The organism is Rummeliibacillus sp. BSL5, from assembly GCF_052928305.1.
In genome coordinates this window covers 1,820,731-1,838,215 of sequence record NZ_JAVGCV010000001.1, presented here as the reverse complement: position 1 = coordinate 1,838,215, position 17,485 = coordinate 1,820,731, and the positions used below count along the sequence as shown (strand labels likewise).

12 protein-coding genes are annotated in these 17,485 nt (G+C 33.9%); 8 read left to right on the top strand and 4 right to left on the bottom strand.

Translation table 11 applies throughout. The annotated features are described in order from the left end of the window. Positions 1–379 precede the first annotated feature (379 nt). On the top strand, positions 380–3,223 hold the full coding sequence (locus tag RCJ93_RS09075) for an Ig-like domain-containing protein (protein WP_446738883.1): 2,844 nt from the start codon (positions 380–382) through the stop codon (positions 3,221–3,223). 137 nt (positions 3,224–3,360) lie between these two features. Here the strand turns inward: RCJ93_RS09075 and RCJ93_RS09070 are convergent, their stop codons facing one another. Both RCJ93_RS09070 and RCJ93_RS09065 read right to left on the bottom strand, forming a co-directional pair. Continuing rightward, a complete protein-coding gene (locus tag RCJ93_RS09070; RefSeq protein ID WP_446738882.1) occupies positions 3,361–4,185 on the bottom strand; it encodes a nuclease-related domain-containing protein in 825 nt (274 codons plus the stop codon). A gap of 39 nt (positions 4,186–4,224) precedes the next feature. Beyond that, positions 4,225–4,362, bottom strand: coding sequence for an HNH endonuclease (locus RCJ93_RS09065; protein ID WP_446738970.1), 138 nt, complete (start codon positions 4,360–4,362; stop codon positions 4,225–4,227). A gap of 262 nt (positions 4,363–4,624) precedes the next feature. On the opposite strand from RCJ93_RS09065, the gene RCJ93_RS09060 reads away from it, so the two are divergent. Together RCJ93_RS09060 and RCJ93_RS09055 are read left to right on the top strand one after the other, a co-directional pair. After that, positions 4,625–4,756 (top strand): hypothetical protein, encoded by a 132-nt coding sequence (locus tag RCJ93_RS09060; protein WP_446738881.1) that lies wholly within the window; start codon positions 4,625–4,627, stop codon positions 4,754–4,756. A gap of 220 nt (positions 4,757–4,976) precedes the next feature. After that, positions 4,977–6,146 carry an MDR family MFS transporter gene (locus RCJ93_RS09055; RefSeq protein WP_446738880.1) on the top strand — a complete coding sequence of 390 codons (1,170 nt, stop codon included), beginning with the start codon at positions 4,977–4,979 and terminating at the stop codon, positions 6,144–6,146. Positions 6,147–6,835: 689 nt separating this feature from the next. Here the strand turns inward: RCJ93_RS09055 and RCJ93_RS09050 are convergent. Together RCJ93_RS09050 and RCJ93_RS09045 are read right to left on the bottom strand one after the other, a co-directional pair. Further along, positions 6,836–7,222, bottom strand: a complete 387-nt coding sequence (locus RCJ93_RS09050; RefSeq protein WP_446738879.1) for a DUF1433 domain-containing protein — start codon at positions 7,220–7,222, stop codon at positions 6,836–6,838. Between the two features lie 274 nt (positions 7,223–7,496). Then, on the bottom strand, positions 7,497–7,874 hold the full coding sequence (locus tag RCJ93_RS09045) for a DUF1433 domain-containing protein (RefSeq protein ID WP_147195306.1): 378 nt from the start codon (positions 7,872–7,874) through the stop codon (positions 7,497–7,499). 31 nt (positions 7,875–7,905) lie between these two features. Between RCJ93_RS09045 and RCJ93_RS09040 the strand changes: the two genes are divergently transcribed. The 5 genes from RCJ93_RS09040 to RCJ93_RS09020 all read left to right on the top strand — a co-directional run bounded on the left by RCJ93_RS09040 (position 7,906) and on the right by RCJ93_RS09020 (position 17,379). Continuing rightward, positions 7,906–9,072 (top strand): lipase family protein, encoded by a 1,167-nt coding sequence (locus RCJ93_RS09040; RefSeq protein ID WP_446738878.1) that lies wholly within the window; start codon positions 7,906–7,908, stop codon positions 9,070–9,072. 1 nt (position 9,073) lies between these two features. Continuing rightward, positions 9,074–9,484 (top strand): hypothetical protein, encoded by a 411-nt coding sequence (locus tag RCJ93_RS09035; protein ID WP_251645169.1) that lies wholly within the window; start codon positions 9,074–9,076, stop codon positions 9,482–9,484. Between the two features lie 639 nt (positions 9,485–10,123). Then, complete coding sequence (locus tag RCJ93_RS09030; RefSeq protein WP_446738877.1) at positions 10,124–11,527, top strand: hypothetical protein; 1,404 nt, start codon at positions 10,124–10,126, stop codon at positions 11,525–11,527. 40 nt (positions 11,528–11,567) lie between these two features. Next, positions 11,568–16,085 carry an endonuclease gene (locus RCJ93_RS09025; protein WP_446738876.1) on the top strand — a complete coding sequence of 1,506 codons (4,518 nt, stop codon included), beginning with the start codon at positions 11,568–11,570 and terminating at the stop codon, positions 16,083–16,085. 505 nt (positions 16,086–16,590) lie between these two features. Then, entirely contained in the window at positions 16,591–17,379 is a 789-nt protein-coding gene (locus tag RCJ93_RS09020) for a DUF7669 domain-containing protein (protein ID WP_446738875.1), read from the top strand. Positions 17,380–17,485: the final 106 nt, after the last annotated feature.

Genomic DNA, 17,485 nt, shown 5'->3' with positions numbered 1-17,485 from the left:
TATATAAACCAATTTTAATTTAAAAAGTTATTTTTATACTTTACTAATAAATTATTACTTTATCTATTAACTACAAAATAAAATAAATAACTGTTAATAAGAAGTCTATAAAATAAGACTATAGTTACAATAACGATATATTTTTGATAAAAAAAAATCATTTATAATACAAAAATGTATTTGTTAGAATATTCTTCACACATTTTTGTTATTTTTAATATTAAATTGACATTAACATTTTTTTGTTCAATATTTTTACAGAAAAAAAGGTGGAAAATTGATAGGATATAGTCGATAATAAGGACAAGCATGGTTAGTTGATAAGTCTATCAATGCGATTTAATGCTAATCATATCCAATAAGGGAGGATTTTCAATTCATGAAGAATTTTAAACTAGTAAAAACTACAGCTGCCCTAGCTCTTGGTGCTTCAGTAGTAACTGCTGCTGTTGTTCCTGGTGCTACTACTGCATCAGCTGCTTCTAAGTACAAAGTGTCAAACGGTCAATTAGTAAACGCTAAAACTGGTAAAGTTGTTAAAGGTTATGTAGTATTCAAATCTAAACTTTACTACAATGGAAAATTGAAAAAAGGTTACAAAACTGTTGGTTCAGGTAAAACAATCAAACTTTACTACAACGGTAAATTAAAAGAAGGTTACAAAACTGCAAGAAACAATAAATTGTTGTTCTTTAACGGTTCACTTAAAAAAGGCTACAAAACAGCTGGTAACGGCGAACGCCTTTATAAAGATGGCCATTTAGACAAAGGCTACGAAGTATACGGTGATGTTGATAAAGATCCATCACTTTACTACAATGGTTACCTAAAATCAGGCTACAAAACAGCTAACAATGCAACTCTTTTATTCTACAACGGTAAATTAAAATCAGGCTACAAAACAGCTAAAGAAGGTACAGTTCTTTATAAAGAAGGACGCTTAAACGAAGGCCTTGCACTAGTTGGCGGCAAACTATTTAAAGATTCTTCTTTAAATAAAGGCCTAGTAAAATACGAAGATAAATTCTACTTCGATGCTGATCTAGCTAACGGTACTTACGAGTACGAAGGCAAAGAAATTGCTATCGAAAAAGGTGTAGAAGTTGGCGCTAAAGTTAACTCTGTAGAAGCGATTAACGCTAAAGAAATTAAAATTACTTTCAATAAATCTATTGATAAATCTACTGTAATTGGAACTAATGATGCTCTTAGCAACATTACAATTGCTAAAGTAGGTTCAACACCTGAAACTGGCTTAACAGCTGAATTATCTGAAGATGGAAAAACTTTAACTATTACTTCAGGAACAACATTTAATGGTGACTACACTGTTAATGTTACTGACTCAGTAAAAACTACTTCTGGTGATAAAGTAGAAGCTTCAACAAAAATTATTAAAGCAGAAGATAAAGTAGCTCCAACATATGTTGGCTTTACAAAAGAAAATGCATCAACATTCTTCTTTAACTTCTCTGAACCAATTAATGACCTTGGCTCTGTAGTTGTTAAAAAAGCTGATGGTACAGTAATTCCTTCTTCTGATGCAACTGTTACAAAAGAAGGTTCATCAATTAAAATCGTATTCTCTGGCAACGTAGATGCTGGAAAAGATATTACAGTTGCATTTGCAGGTCAAACTGACTACGCTACTAACGTTCTAGAATCACCATTTACAGTAACTGTTCAAAAAGGTGCTAAAGATGGTGTAGCTCCAGAAGTTACTAGTGTAAATGTACTAAATGCTAAAAAATTCGAAATTAAATTCTCTGAAGAAGTTCAAGGTTTTACAAAAGAAGACTTAACTGTTAATGGTTCAACAGTAACTAAAGTAACTCAAGACAAAACAGATAAAACAAAATACATTGTTGAATTAGACTCAGCTGTATCTGGTTTAACAAACGTATCTGTAGCAGATAAATCATATGCTGACTTAACTGGTGAAGAAGGTAAAGCATTTAGTCAAATCGTAAACTTTGCTGCTGACACTGTAAAACCAACTGCAACAGCTGCTATTTCTGTAAACAAAGATGGTAACCAAGTATTAACATTTACTACAAGTGAAGATACTACTTTAGCTACTTCTGGTACAATTGCATTAAATGCAAAGGCAGTTAAAAACTATGTAACAACTTCTGGTGACATTACTTTTGCTGCTACAGATTTAAAACCAGTAAAGGATTCTTCAACTCAATATACAATTGAATTATCTAAAGTTAAATTTGCTAACGCATCATTAGTTAAAGATACTACTTACACAGTAGATTTAGCAGCTAACGTATTTGCTGATGTAGCTGGTAACAAAAATGAAGCTAAAACTGCTGCATTCTCATTCACACGTGGTGCTGATAAAGATGCTGCAAAACCTGTATTGACTGATGCTAAAGTTGATGTGAAAGATAATGATACATTTACAGTAGACTTTGGAACATCTGTAGAATTAGACAATGCAACTGTTGTAAACAAAGCTAACTACTATGTAGCTGGAGCTACAATTGAATCAGTGACTTTAGGTGCTAATGGAGTAGCTACAGTTAAACTTGTATCTGGTTCAAACAACTACACTGGTAACCGTACAGTAAAAGTAACTGGCATTAAAGCAGCAAATGGTAACGTTATGGATGACTTTACTACAACTAAATTATTCAATGAAAACGTAAAACCAACTGTTCAATCTGCAAAAGTTGCTAACGTTGTGAAGGCTACAGCAGCAGTAGAAGGTAAAGCTGCAACAGCAACTGGTGACAATGGTGATGCTACAGTAGGTGGTTCTTACACAGGTGATAAAGATGCAACTGCAACTTACACTTACAATTCAGATACAGATACATGGACTTCTGATGCAGCATTAGCTGGTGTAACAGTTTCAACTACGCCTACTAAAACTCCAGAAAACGGTGCAAAAGTAACTGTAACAGCTACAGCAGCAGTACAAGCTAAAGATGCAGATGCAGGTTCTACTACTGTTAAAGTAACATTAAGCGAAGAAGTTAATGCAACAAATGGTACAGAATATGTTGTAAACATCGGTGGTAAAGCAGTTACTGCAAAAGCAACTGTAACTGGTTCAACTAACGCTAAAGAAGTTACACTTACTATTAATAAAGAATTAACTGCTGAAGATTTCTCAAACGGTGTTACATTAACATCTGATGATTACAAAATTGTTGATGGTGCTGGTAACAAAGCTGACATCCCTGCAACAGGTATTAAAGTTTCTCTTTAATAGTTAAGAATTAAAATCTTACTCAAAACCTTATTGGGCGAACGGATTCAAAAACTCCTATCTTCTTCGGAAGATAGGAGTTTTTATTTATACGTCAATTTGATTTCTATAAAAGTAGATATTATTTTAGTAAAATTTTAAACAAAACTCTTTTGATGTTCAAAACAATAAATCTTACCCTTGAACTTTTTATTAGATAAACAAAATGACTGAACTTTATCTGAAACTGTTTTTTGACAGATTGAACATTTATGGTCATTGATATTTGTGGCTTTATTATTTTTAATTATCTCAACGTGTTGTTTTCTAATTAAGGGATCTATAATATTTTCATTTGATAAAGTGTTGTATATCAAATTAATATCTTCATTTGAAAGAAAAGGCTCCTTATTTTGTAATTTGAGTACGGCAATTTTTCTATTGATGAATTCGGTCAATTCTATATCATAAACTACTAGTTGGTTAGAGTTTATTTTTCTCAATTCTTCATCTAATTTTAATGTACACCGTTTTGTAAATGAAACTATTGAAATGAAGTTGTTGTAGTATTTTTCATTTACGTTATTTTTTATAGCTTGAATATGACCATAGTTTTGTAATAATGGATTCATCATTTTAAATTTACCGTTAATTAACCATGTTTTTCTATCCATTCCTCCATAAATAGTACCTTGATAGTTCTTTGTTTCGATAACAAATATTCCGTATGGTGTAATGATAACATGGTCAATTTGTGAGTAACCTGTTGATGATTTATCATTTTTTAAAAGTAAATCACTGTAGTGCAAGTAATTTTTAGGGAATTGGTCTAATTGAATAGTAATTTTATACTCACCAAGCTCTCCTTTTAGGTTAGCCCACTGCTGATTATTTTTATTATTCTCGGTAGACTTTGGATTTTGAGTAATATTAGTTTCTTTACTACTATGCTTCTTTTTATTAAAGAGAAAGCTGAAAACCATGATGACCCTCTTTTCCTGAATAATGTTTTTCTTTAGTGTTTATCTACTGTGTCTGAAGTGCAGCTCTCTATGACAATTTGGACAAACTGCTATGGCATTTTCAACTGTATCTTCTCCGCCATCTGCTAGCCTCTTTATATGATGGACTTCTAAATAGGGGGCGTCTCTTGCGTTAATTCCCTAAACAAATATTAACAAATTAGTTGTTTTAATCAATTTACTAATGGATTTTTATAAACCATATAACCTATAAAATAAAACATCTGTAAATATATTCTACTATTTATATACTTAAAAATACACATTTTTTCCTGATAAAATAACTAGATAAATTGTCCGTTATATAGGGCGTTATTTGCGTGAATTCAGATAGCAACGAAGTAATTAATTTGAACAATTTAATTAGGAGGTATATTTTTAAAAAATAAGGGCTGTATCAATGGGTAATGTATTAAAATCAATGGAAAGCTTAGGGGGAAATGTGAAGGCAGCAGCTGGTGCTGTAATGGACTGGCTCCGTCTATTACCCATCAAGGGGAATATAAAGGAAAAATATTATTTGGACCATTAAAAGCAGACATTTTTCATCACTGACTGTCCACGTTCTTTTGCAGAGGAAATAATTCAAAAATTTGTGAAGGAAGAAATAAATAGAATTATTGATTGTATTTTTACCTGAAACTCTGTTAAAAATAAATTAAGAAATAAGAACTAAAAAACAGTACTTATTCAGTAAGTTTTAGTATATTTTAAATAGATAAGTAATGTTTTTTAGAAAGTAGGTAAAACGTTTGAAATCTATTATTCATTATTTTCACCCGTTAGTATGGATTATATTATGCGGAACCATATTTGCACGGACTGCAAGCTTTATGGCTATGCCATTTTTAGCTTTATATTTACATAATCACTTACATGCCTCTCCCTTAATTATAGGACTTACTTTAGGAGTAGGTCCGTTATTCTCTACTTTTGGAGGACTTTTTGGGGGCTATTTAACAGATCGGTTTGAACGGAAAACAGTCATTATCATAACAGTATTTGTTTGGAGTTTAACCTTTTTTGGTTTTGCTTTTACAACCTCTCCCTCTATATTTGTCGTGCTGAATGCTGTTAATGGTTTATGTCGGTCATTTTTTGAGCCTGGTACACAAGCACTAATGGTTGATTTTACGGAGAATAATAAAAAACGCCGACTATTTTCTGTACGATATACAGCTATTAATATTGCTGCTGTTATTGGACCGTTGCTAGGCGTTTGGATTTCCAATATGGCAAATGCATCGATTCCGTTTATGATAACCGGGCTTATGTATGCAATGTATGGGGTGTTTTTGCTATTTGTATTGAATCGTTATCAATCCCAGCAACAAACATTAAAATCAAAAGGTCATTTTGGTGCAATCTTTAAGACCATCGGTAAAGATAAAAAATTACTTCTATTAATTATGGGCGGTGTCTTAATTTCTCTCGGCTATTCCCAATTTGATTCTACCTTGCCGCAGCTTGTCGATTTAAGGGTGGAGGACGGTGTGAAGCTGTTTAGTTATGTAATCGTTGCTAATTCAATTACAGTATTAGCATTACAGTTACCGCTTAGTGTATTAACAGAGAAAATATCGATTTATAAATCACTACAAATCGGCATTATTATTTTTTCATGTGGTCTCCTCCTATTCGGCGTTTCAGAAAATAATTGGATGTTTATTGGTAGCATGATTATATTCTCAGTCGGTGAGATTTTCTGCTTCCCAATGATGAATGCTCTTATTGAAGAAATTGCACCAGCTAATCAAAAAGGCCTTTATTTGGGAGCTGCTCAGTTAAAGAATATTGGTGGTTTTATTGGCCCAATTTTGGGTGGTTGGCTCTTAGTTATTGCCGTTGACTGGATGTATACTATTTTGGCATTGGTGATGGTAAGCAGTATTTGGATATACAAAAAGGCGTTGTGGAATTAATGAAGAAATAACGAATCAACTTGCAAAAGCTAATAGTTGTCAGATTTATTCCGTATAAAATCAATTTATTAACGCTGTAAAACTGCTTGTTTAATATGCCTATAGTTTAAGTTATAGTGGCTTTAATTAAATAATATATTCAACAATCGGGCGTGGTTCCAAAGTAAAGGAACGGCGCTTTTTTATTAGAAAACGACTAATGACAGGTGCAAGGCAAACGACAGTACTATGGTAAAGAAGTTGCCGAAAACAAGGTAAGTAATCAAGGAAAATCAAAAAACAAAGCGACACTTTCTGTTTAAGCAAAGGGTAAAGCAAAAAATGCTAGTAAGACATGAAAAATAAAAAGTAAAAAAGTAATTAACCTTGAAGTTTCTATTTAATTAATTCTCTGCTAAAAATCTTTCCACGACAAACTTCTAACACACTTAGATAATGAAAATTATATATTTTTTCAAAGTTCTATCTCTTTCGATTAATCGGCGATTTTTTCAAAGATAAATTCATTTTACATTATTAAACAAAAAGCATCTTACCTTTTTTAAGAAAAGAAAGATGCAAGTATTGAAGATATTAGTTTTTTCAATGAAATATAATTACTTAAGATTATATAAAGGGAAGTGAGAAGACTATGAGAATTATCACATACGAATTTTGTGTGAAGTTATGGTCTCTAATTAATGAGAATTTTATTTCTTATTATTTTTTTCCTCTTTTATAATTTCGCTGTAGGTTTTAATATCTACGTTCATTAATTCATTTAATGAATCAGTCATTCCCAAGATGCTCTCAAAATTATGGTCATTAGGTTCCACGAGTGCTGTAAAAGATAATTTTTTGTCATTGTTAATATAACCGTCTATATAAGGTAAGCCTGTTGCAACTGTACCTTTGTCTGTGAAAGTGACCATTTTAAATTTTGGAACATTATACTCAAGGTATTTTTCTATTCTCTGTTCCTGCTTGGCAAAATACCATTCTTTTTCCTGTTGCTTATCATGATAATACAAAAAGAACCAGCCACCGCCGACTATTATTACTATTGAAATAAAGATATAGATATGTATTTTTTTCATAGCTGAATCTCCCTCAATTATTTGAAGGTTTCCTCAAAGAAAAATTAATTTTAATATTAAAAAGCATCTCTCATTTTTAATATGAAGGGATGTAAATGAAAAAAGAATTTCTAAATACAATTATTGGTTAATTAAATTCCAAAAATATGGAATATTATATACTGTTCATAAAAAACTTTTGATAGAATATAAATACAGAAAAATTTAGTTAGAATTAATCGATTATATGAGATGTTCACTTTTTCGAATATAATACGATCATTAGCTTTTATTATTATTTATTGTGTTCTTCTTTCACGATCTCACTATAAGTTTTTACATCTACCCGAAATAAAGCATCTAATTCTTCAGGCATACCCATTCGTCCTTCAAAATTATGATCATTGGGTTGAACGTGTGCAACAAAATCTAACTTTTTATCATTATTTATATAACCTTCTAGATAAGGTAACCCCATCGGAGATACATCTTCTTTGGTAAAAGTAACCGATTTAAACTTTGGAATATTATAAGTTAGAAACTTTTCAACTCTTTGCTCTTGCTTTGTAAAATATTCCTCTTTTTTTTCTTGTTTTTCATGATGATACATAAAGTAACCTCCAATACTAATTAATAATAATATTGAAATAACTAAAAATATATTTTTTTTCATAAAATCCTCCTTAACGAAAGGTTGCAATAAAATGAAATATAAAGAACAAACTAAAATAGAAGTTAAGAAAATTAATGATTATGATAATTATGCCCTTTCTGATGCGGCATATAACGATAGATATTTTAAAAAAGATACAATAATATCAGATCCAACAAATGATTCAAAATGGAAAGTAATAGAGGAAATCTCCGACAAAAACGGCCTGCAAGCCTTTGCAGTAATCCCGGGTACAAAAGGAAAAGACAATAAAATCCATTACAATAATGATAACATAGTCATCGCTTTCCGTGGTACAGAACCTTTTGGATTTGATGGAGATGTGACAGCTGACGGTTATCAAGTACTTCTTGGTGTTAACATGAATTTGAACAAGAAAACCTTGGACTCTATTGTACAAACACAGTTTAAATCTGCTTTGGAGTTTGTTCAAAATGTACAAACAAAATATAAACCTAAAAGTCTTACAACTACTGGACATAGTTTAGGCGGGGGATTAGCCCAATATACGGCTGCAGAAATGGGCTTGAAAGCTACGACATTTGCCGGACCCAATGTTTATGCTATTCTCAGTCCAGAAGCAAAGAAGAAAGTGGATCTAGGTCTTACACAACAAAAAATAAAAGACTATTCTCATTCAACAGACCCTATCGGTAACTTTAGTCATGGCGACCCCTGGATTGGAAAGAAGTTCTATGTAAAAGCAAATAAAAAAGTCAAAACATTGACGAATACTCTACTTCCTGGACATCCGATGGAAACTTTTGAGTCCGTTTTTTCTAGTAGTGGAGATATTGAATTTTTAGTACAGCCGGAAGATGTACTAGAAGCTGTCAAAACGTTCCGAAGTGCATCGGAAATTATCTCTACTATTCGAAAAAACTTAATGGAGTATTTAAACGAAGAGGAACAGCAAACACGTATGATTTATAATAATATGATGAGCAATGTTGCAGGTTCAGGAAAATACTCGTTAGTCAGCGAAAGTGCTGTGAAAGACTATTTTGATAAAAAAAGTATATCAAAGGAAGAAGGCGAGTATTTCTTTATTTCTTTTGATCAAATGATGCAACTGGATCAAGACCTTTATAATTATCAATCAAAATTAAATGATTTTATTGAAGAAGTATCAAATGCCAATCAAACCACAATGGAATTAGATGAAAGTCTAGCCTATGCGTATGGAGGAGGGGAATAAAATGGATTCCAAATACTTATTAGAAATTGAAATATCAAACATCCATAAGAAAATTCAAGAATTTGATAATGAATTAGATGAGATACAAGAGGCTGCATTGAATTTACTAAAGTCTACCATGAAAAAGTTAGAGTGTCAGTTGCAAGAAATGCAGATGAAGCAAGAACTAAATGAACAATTTCAGGAACATATTAGTACTCATAAACAAAAATTAGAGCACATTGAAAGAAATGAATGTATGGAATTTCTGATTCAGCTGGCCAATGTAAGGAGTAACCTTAAATATGCTTTTGAAGGAACAGCAGGAAACGCAATCCAACAGGAATTCATACAAAAAAGCACTCAATTTCATAATTTAACAATGGATTTAAAATCGGTCATCAATACATGTAAAACAAATGGTTTATTCTAAAAAGTTTAGTAAGTAGCTCTGTAAAAGGAATGTCATTTCTATTATATAAAATGTACATATAACATAGCCGTAAAACAGAGTTATCGTTAGATGCGCAAGGGACGGTAGGAGAACATAGCTTTTCTACAGTCGGAATTTTATGCAAATTAAGCATAGCGTTGTATTTGGCAAGCCTTTATAAATGATAAGCCATCTGAAATATAGAACAAAATTAAACCCCATAAGTGAAAACAACCTTTACCGTAAAGTAGAAAAGGTTGTTTTTTCTTATTTAAATTTAAAAGGCTTTTTAAATTTTCTTATCAGCAATCGAATTATTGGTTTAAAGGCAAGATTTTGGGCTTAAAGAGAATTATGATTTATTACTTTTTCAACTTCTTCAGCATTTATGACAGAACTACAAAACCTTCGAAATGAGAGTAACTATTTGAGAAATAGTATATCCCTTCTGACGCTAAATAATTGTATTAGCAAAGAAGCAATTTTTAAATAATATTACAATTGTTAATATTGAATATTTTTATAGCTAGAAAGTGGAAAAATCTATTTCTATAGTAAATAATTAAGATATTCACCAATTGCTGATTTTCGTGTAATTAGCTAAGTGAAAATAAAACCCATTCAGGAGGATTTTTATTTGTGACAAACTACAAATTTGTTAAACCTGCAGCAGCCTGTGTTATTGGTGCATCCCTATTAACTACTTCAATGATTCTTCCGGTTGTAGATGTTTCAGCAAAAACGGCTTATAAAGTGAATAGTAAGGGTAAGCTTGTCAACGCAAAAACGAACAAAGTAGTAAAAGGTTACAAAACGTACAAGGGCAAGCTTTATAAAGACGGCAAAAAGTTTACAGGCATTTATAAAAAGAAGTTTTACTACAAAAAGGGCGTTAAAGCTACTGGCACTTACAAAGGTGCGTACTACTCCAAAGGAATTAAAAAAGTAACAACCGGTCTTTATAAAGGAAAATTCTATAAAAATGGTGCTCTTAACGTCGGTCTTACTTTATACAAAGGTAAATACTACTTTAATGCGTCGTTAGCAAATGGTCCGATAAAAGATAAAAACGGGGAAATCAAATCCTATAAGAATGGTTTGGCTGTAATTTACACTGTAAAAACAGTGCCTACAGTTTATGTATTAGCTGATTACACGCTTGCTTCATCGGCAAAGGGCTCACAATATACATCAGACGAGCCTGTCGTCATAGCTTCAACAAAAGCAAAGAAGATTACTTTAAAAAGAGAAAAAGGCGAATACACAGTTTCAACTGCGTCTAAATTAGATGCTGCTTTCTTTAAAGACAAGAGTGGAAGTAGTATAACTTCCAAAACAGTTAATCGAATAGTTTCAATTACTGAAACAGGCGAGAAAATTTATGTTCCGGTTACTTACTCGATTGAACCAGCAAAAACAATAAAAGTAGAAACGTTTAAAAATGGAACTAAAGAACAAACCTCAAAAGTGAAGGTGTCTGGTAAAGTAACAAAGCCATATGGTCTATCAGATTTATTAAAAGCTATTGATTTTAAAACAACGGATCAATACGGGGTGCAATCAGAGCCGTTAACAGCTGCAGATGAAGTGACATTCACAGCAGTAACTGGAAAGGCTCAATTTACTAACAACACTTCTAAACATGCAACAGTACAGGCTGCAACAGCAGGTTCGGTCGTAAAGGCTACTGTCACGAAGGACGGTAAATCAGTAACAGTAGAATTAACATTTGAGCATGCATTTGATAACACTCCAAATAATGGGGGGGGAAGCGGCACTGAAGATGGCGTAAAGGTAGTTTCTCCAACAGAGTTTACTGGAACTTCTGAAAATCCAAAAGTTTTTAATGGCACAATTCAAGTAGACATCACTAATGTTGAAAAGTTAGAGCATGCCACTATTAATGGAAATTTGATATTAACAGGCCAACCTAAAGGCATTACATTTACATCGATTAAGGTAATGGGTCATTTAGATGCTTCTGGTGTCAAAGGCAGTAATATTTCTTTTGATGGCATTGAAGTAGAAGAAATTACGCTGTAATTCTTTAAGCAAATACTGATAAAGAAGGGGACTAGTTTAAATGAATAAAAGAAAATGGAAAAAGCCATTAAACGCGTTTTTGTCGACACTCTTAACAGCAAGCATCTTAACACCAGCCATCCCCACATCGGCGGCTACTACAGGTAACGCTTCGGAATTAATTATTTCTGAGTACATTGAGGGAAGTAGCAGCAATAAAGCAATTGAACTTTATAATGGGACTGGATCTACAGTTGATTTAAGTCAGTATTCCCTAGAGCTTTATGCAAATGGAGCAACTACCGCAACAGCCACGTTAAAACTTAGCGGAAGTATTCAAGCTGGAGATACTTACGTTATTTATAATAATAATGCGAATGAATCGATAAAGAGTAAGGGAAATCTCGCTAATTCAACTGTTATTAATTTTAACGGTGATGATGCTGTCGTATTAAAAAAAGCAAATAGTGTCGTTGATTCACTTGGACAAGTAGGTACGAGAGTCAATAATATGGCGGACTTAACATTAGTTCGAAAATCTACTATTACGTCAGGCGATACCGTTATTGATGATGCATTTGAGCCTACTAAGGAGTGGGATAAACTTCCGATAGACGATGTATCTAACCTGGGCAAGCATTCAATGGATGGTTCATCAGTAGAACCAGGAACCCCAGTTGAGATTAAATCAATCGAACAAGCAAGAGCGCTACCTTTAGGCGAAACGGTCACAATCAAAGCTGTGGTAGCTGCGAAACTTAAAAATACAATTTCTGTTCAGGATGAAACGGGTGGATTAGCCGTTCGACCAGCTACATTAGATGCAGCAGTGGGCGATGAAGTCACGTTGACAGGCACATTAGCTGATTACAAAGGATTATTGCAACTAGACGGGGCAAAAATGGTTGAAAAGAAATCCGATGTAGGGTCACCAACGCCTAAAGCTGTTACAGGGGCAGAAGTGGCAGAGGAAAATGAATCACGCCTAGTAAAAGCTGAAAATATTAATATTTTATCTGTGGAAGATGGCAGTACGTGGGCGAACTATACTGTGACAGATGGTACTACTGAATTTGTCGTACGTGATGAGACAAAAACATTGAATTTAGCTGTTGGTAAAACCTATGACTCCATTACGGGAATTGTTCAGCAATTCGATAGTATATATCAAGTCATTCCACGTTCCACATCAGATATTGTTAAAGATGCGAGTGTTGTTCAGCCTGTCACGCCATCAGTGAAAGCTGGAGCAGTGGCAAAAGGTACTGAATTAGCTCTAACGACTCCAACAGATGGAGCAACCATTTATTATACAACGGATGGAACAGAGCCTACGAAATCAAGTAAGGTATATAGTAAACCAATTACGATTCAAGATAAAATGACAGTAAAAGTGTTTGCTGTTAAAGATGGTTTGAAAGATAGTCCTGTTGCTACGTATGAATATACTGTTTTTGATTCAGCAGAAGGAATTCAAATTCATGATATTCAAGGAGAGTCACATGACTCCCAAATGAAAGGTAAGACTGTTTCAGGAATTGAAGGTATTGTCACATATATTTATAAAATCGGAAGCGGCAACTACTTCCACATGCAAACACCAGATTCGAAAAAAGACAACAATCCAAAGACATCAGAAGGGATTATTGTCTATACGGGTAACACAGCAGCGAGCGTAAAAGTGGGGGATCTTGTCAGTGTGAATGGTAAAGTAGATGAATTCCAAATTGACGGCTATGCTGACTCTAAAAAAGAGACGGATTTATCTGTCACACAGCTTAATGCACGCAACGACCAAGGCGGGAAGGTAGGCGTGTTGAATAGCAATGTCACCCTTCCAGAACCGGTAGTTATTGACCGTAATAATCTGCCATCTGAAGTGATTGATAATGATCAATTTACTCAATTTGATCCACAGGAAGATGCGATTGATTTCTGGGAATCTCTCGAAGGTATGAGAGTGCAAGTAGGAAATGTAAAAGCTGTAGGGCCTCAAGATCATGGTGATTTGGTGACTGTGCTAGAAGACAGAGAAACAGATACCATTCATGGGGGTGTCTTATATACAGAGGATAATGCAAACGCAGATCGTATTCAATTTAAGCTGTATGATAATACGCAAGCGAGAGATTTTAAAGTGGCGACAGGCGATAAATTTAAAGGGCCTATTACTGGGGTAGTAAACTACGGCTTCTCGAATTACAAAATCTACGCTGATTATGAGGATATGAAAGCAAAACTTGTGGAAGGTGATTCGAAGCCAGAAACCACAACAATTGTAAAAGAGGATGACAAATTAACCGTTGCTTCTTATAATCTAGAAAACTTCTCTAACAATACAAAAGAAACCTCTGAGGACAAAGCTGGCAAATTGGCTCGCGCGATTGCATCAGATATGAAAAACCCTGATATTGTTGGTGTGACAGAGGTTCAAGATAACAACGGTTCTGCTGCAGGAGATGCTGCTGCTGATCAAAGCTATAAGCGTTTAATTGCTAAAATTGAAGAAGCAGGTGGCGTGAAATATAACTATGCTAATATTGACCCGGAAAATAATGCAGATGGTGGTGCACCGAATGCGAATATCCGTGTCGGCTTCTTGTATAACCCAGACCGCGTACAATTAACGAAAGACATTCCAAGTGGCGATGCAACAACAGCTGTAGATTATAAAGATGGAAAGCTTTCATTGAATCCTGGACGAATTGACCCTACAAATCCAGCATTTGATAATAGCCGAAAACCGCTAGCTGCACAATTTGACTTTAAAGGTGAAAGTGTTGTTGTCATTGCGAATCACTGGAACTCTAAATCAGGAGATACACCATTGTTTGGCTCATCACAGCCGCCTAAATTGGTAAGTGAAGTTCAGCGCCATAAAATTGCAACAATCGTGAGAGACTTTACAGAAAAAGTTAAAGCTGACAATCCAGATGCAAATATTGTCTCAGTAGGTGATTATAACGATTTCCAATTCACTGATTCGTTAAAAATACTGGAAGGTAAATATATGAAGAATATGATTAATAAAGTGGAAAAATCTGATCGTTATACGTATGTATACCAGGGGAATTCACAGGTATTAGATCATATTTTGGTATCCAATAACTTAGCTGACTCGGCGAATATCGATATTCTTCATATTAATTCAGATTTCACTGACATGGCTGGTCGTGCGAGTGACCATGATCCAGTAATGGTGCAGCTAGATTTAGCCGATAGTTCTGGCGGGGATGATCATGCTGAACAGATTGTTGCTGACAAATCTTTCAATTTTACAAAAACAAAAACGAAAAAGCTAACAATCGCTTCTCCAAGTGTTGGGATGAATTTTGTAAGCGGTAGTATTACAGAAGGAATCATCATTAGAAGTTCACAATATGCAGAGCTTAAAGGCCCAGGTTTCGCAGGTAAGGGCTTTGAAGGGGCAACGGTAACAGTCAAACCTAACAAGGCTGGTTTGATTATCAACTTCTCAGGACTAGCATTGGAAAAAGTTATTATTGATGGTCCTAATGTCAAGGAAGTCAGAGGAGCAGAAAACCTAAAAAATATCGAGTATATAAACGGTGCGAATCCCGAAACAATTCAGTTTAGAGATTCAGAGGGCAAAAAAATAGAGCAGCCTAATAAACCAGCAGAAAACAATGCACCAGTAGCCAAAAAAAGTTTTGATAATCAAACGATAACAGCTGGAAAAAAGCTAAACTTTTCTTTGGCAGATTATTTTCAGGATCCAGACGGAGATAAACTAACCTTCAGTTCTACGATGGGCACGATTAACGGTTCAGAATTAACGTTAGATTTGCCTACTGGTACACATTTAGTGGCTGTTACAGCTTCAGACGGTAAAAAATCTGTTACTTCTCGTTTCAGCATAACTGTGACAACTGGCAATGCTACGGATCAATATTATAGCGATGCTATTGGTAAAGAAGGGCAAGCGTTAAAAACGGCATTGCACGATATCATAGATGATAATAAAGTGCTTTCATACAGTGAAGTATGGGATGCTTTGAAAATCACTGATGAAGATCCAAAAAACAAAAATAATGTTATCCTTCTTTATACAGGTGAATCTCGCTCAAAGGATAGAGCCGGTGGCAATGCTGGCGATTGGAATAGAGAGCATACGTGGGCTAAATCCCATGGCAATTTTGGAACGAGCAATGGCCCAGGTACAGACATTCATCATTTACGACCAGCCGACGTTCAAGTTAACGGGGCAAGAGGTAATCTAGATTTTGATAACGGTGGAAATGCAATCAACGGTTGCTCTCTTTGTAAAAGGGATGGCGATTCTTTTGAGCCACCAAATGACGTAAAAGGGGATATTGCAAGAATGCTCTTTTACATGGCTACTCGTTATGAAAAGGGTGACAGAGTTGACTTAGAATTGAACGATCAAGTCAACAATGGAACAAACCCTTATCATGGCAAACTATCTGTTTTAAAGCAATGGAATAAACAAGACCCAGTAAGTGAATGGGAAAAACAACGAAACGAAAAAATATTTAACATACAGGGGAACCGAAATCCATTTGTTGATCATCCTGAATGGGTAGAAGCTATTTGGTAAATAAGAAATTCATGGTGTAAGAATTCAGAAGAGGCTGGGGCAGTGCGACCAAAGCCGAAGATGTTTATAGTTAGTTAAATAATGAAAGCCGAACTATTGAAAAATGCTGTACTAGCATTTGGATAATATTCGGCTTTTTTAATTGCATTAGGATTTTTCCCTTTAATAGGGTATCGAATAGGTAAAGAAAATTCGTTTAGCTAAAAATACTGTTCTTTTTTTATTGAACAAGCGATTAAAACCTAGTGAAAGTATCATATAAGGTTATATAACCTTAAAAAAATCATAACTGGTAATAATATGTGTAAAATATAGGTTATTATTCACTTTATTTTTATAGTAAATTGATACTTATTACCTTATAATGAAAATATATAAGGTAATAAATACCTAAAAATGTGATGTTGGTGCGTACGGTTTTTTAAAACGAATTTAACTTTCTGCCGATAAAATCAATTCAATATAGTTTTCTGAGATACGAATTATAAGGGAGGATTTGTTTGAAATGCAGGATTTGAAAAATCAATTTAAATTTATTTGTGATATAAAACCTTTGAGAGACCATAATGGGAATGTTGAAAGTTTTGAGGTACATGTCGAAAATAATAATATTCAAGGGTTATCCTTGAATAAATATGGTCAGGGGCCGTTCTGCAAATTCTCTATCCCAAGTGATATACAGCAAGCGGGTTTATATGCAATCGCTTTAAATAATGAACTTGTCTATATAGGTGTATGCGAAAGTCTTTCGCGAAGATTTAATAAGGGATACGGCATGATTTCACCAAGAAAATGCTTTATTGGAGGAGAATCTAACAATTGTCGTATAAATCATCTGATTTATGAAGCGAGCCAGGTAGCTCAAGAAATTAAACTGTATTTCTTGGAGACAGACAACAAATTTAGTATAGAATCAGCCTTAATTGCGAAGGTAAATCCAGTATGGAATATTTCGAGCGAAACAAAGCGATCAATAGTTTTGGAAAGTAAGAAGCTTGTAAGTGAAAGCGTAAAATTAAGAAAATCAAGGCAGAAAACAAATTGTAGGGATGAGTTAATTTCAGCCGTCATTTCATTAGTGAAGGATAAAGGGAAAAATGAATTTACAATCAATGAAGTGATTGAGTATATGAATAAGTTAAATACGAAATATAAAGAATCAACGATTAGAACGCACATCGCATCGAGATGTTGTGTAAATGCTCCGAGACATCATGTAACTGTACATAATGATTTTAGACGGATAGGCAAGGGGGTTTATGAATTGCATAATCTAGAGGAAAGTGAATTCTAATACGAGATTATACTTTTTATAAAAGAAGCTAAACAAAGTGGAGAAATGATGGTTGAGTAGATATCGTTATATATAAAAAACAAAGCCCCAGCACAAGGAAGGGCTT

Bases quoted from the DNA above. Each gene is read 5' to 3' on its own strand.
- RCJ93_RS09075 (WP_446738883.1), top strand. From the start codon at position 380: ATGAAGAATTTTAAACTAGTAAAAACTACAGCTGCCCTAGCTCTTGGT.
- RCJ93_RS09070 (WP_446738882.1), bottom strand. From the start codon at position 4,185: ATGGTTTTCAGCTTTCTCTTTAATAAAAAGAAGCATAGTAGTAAAGAA.
- RCJ93_RS09060 (WP_446738881.1), top strand. From the start codon at position 4,625: ATGGGTAATGTATTAAAATCAATGGAAAGCTTAGGGGGAAATGTGAAG.
- RCJ93_RS09050 (WP_446738879.1), bottom strand. From the start codon at position 7,222: ATGAAAAAAATACATATCTATATCTTTATTTCAATAGTAATAATAGTC.
- RCJ93_RS09045 (WP_147195306.1), bottom strand. From the start codon at position 7,874: ATGAAAAAAAATATATTTTTAGTTATTTCAATATTATTATTAATTAGT.
- RCJ93_RS09040 (WP_446738878.1), top strand. From the start codon at position 7,906: ATGAAATATAAAGAACAAACTAAAATAGAAGTTAAGAAAATTAATGAT.
- RCJ93_RS09035 (WP_251645169.1), top strand. From the start codon at position 9,074: ATGGATTCCAAATACTTATTAGAAATTGAAATATCAAACATCCATAAG.
- RCJ93_RS09025 (WP_446738876.1), top strand. From the start codon at position 11,568: ATGAATAAAAGAAAATGGAAAAAGCCATTAAACGCGTTTTTGTCGACA.
- RCJ93_RS09020 (WP_446738875.1), top strand. From the start codon at position 16,591: ATGCAGGATTTGAAAAATCAATTTAAATTTATTTGTGATATAAAACCT.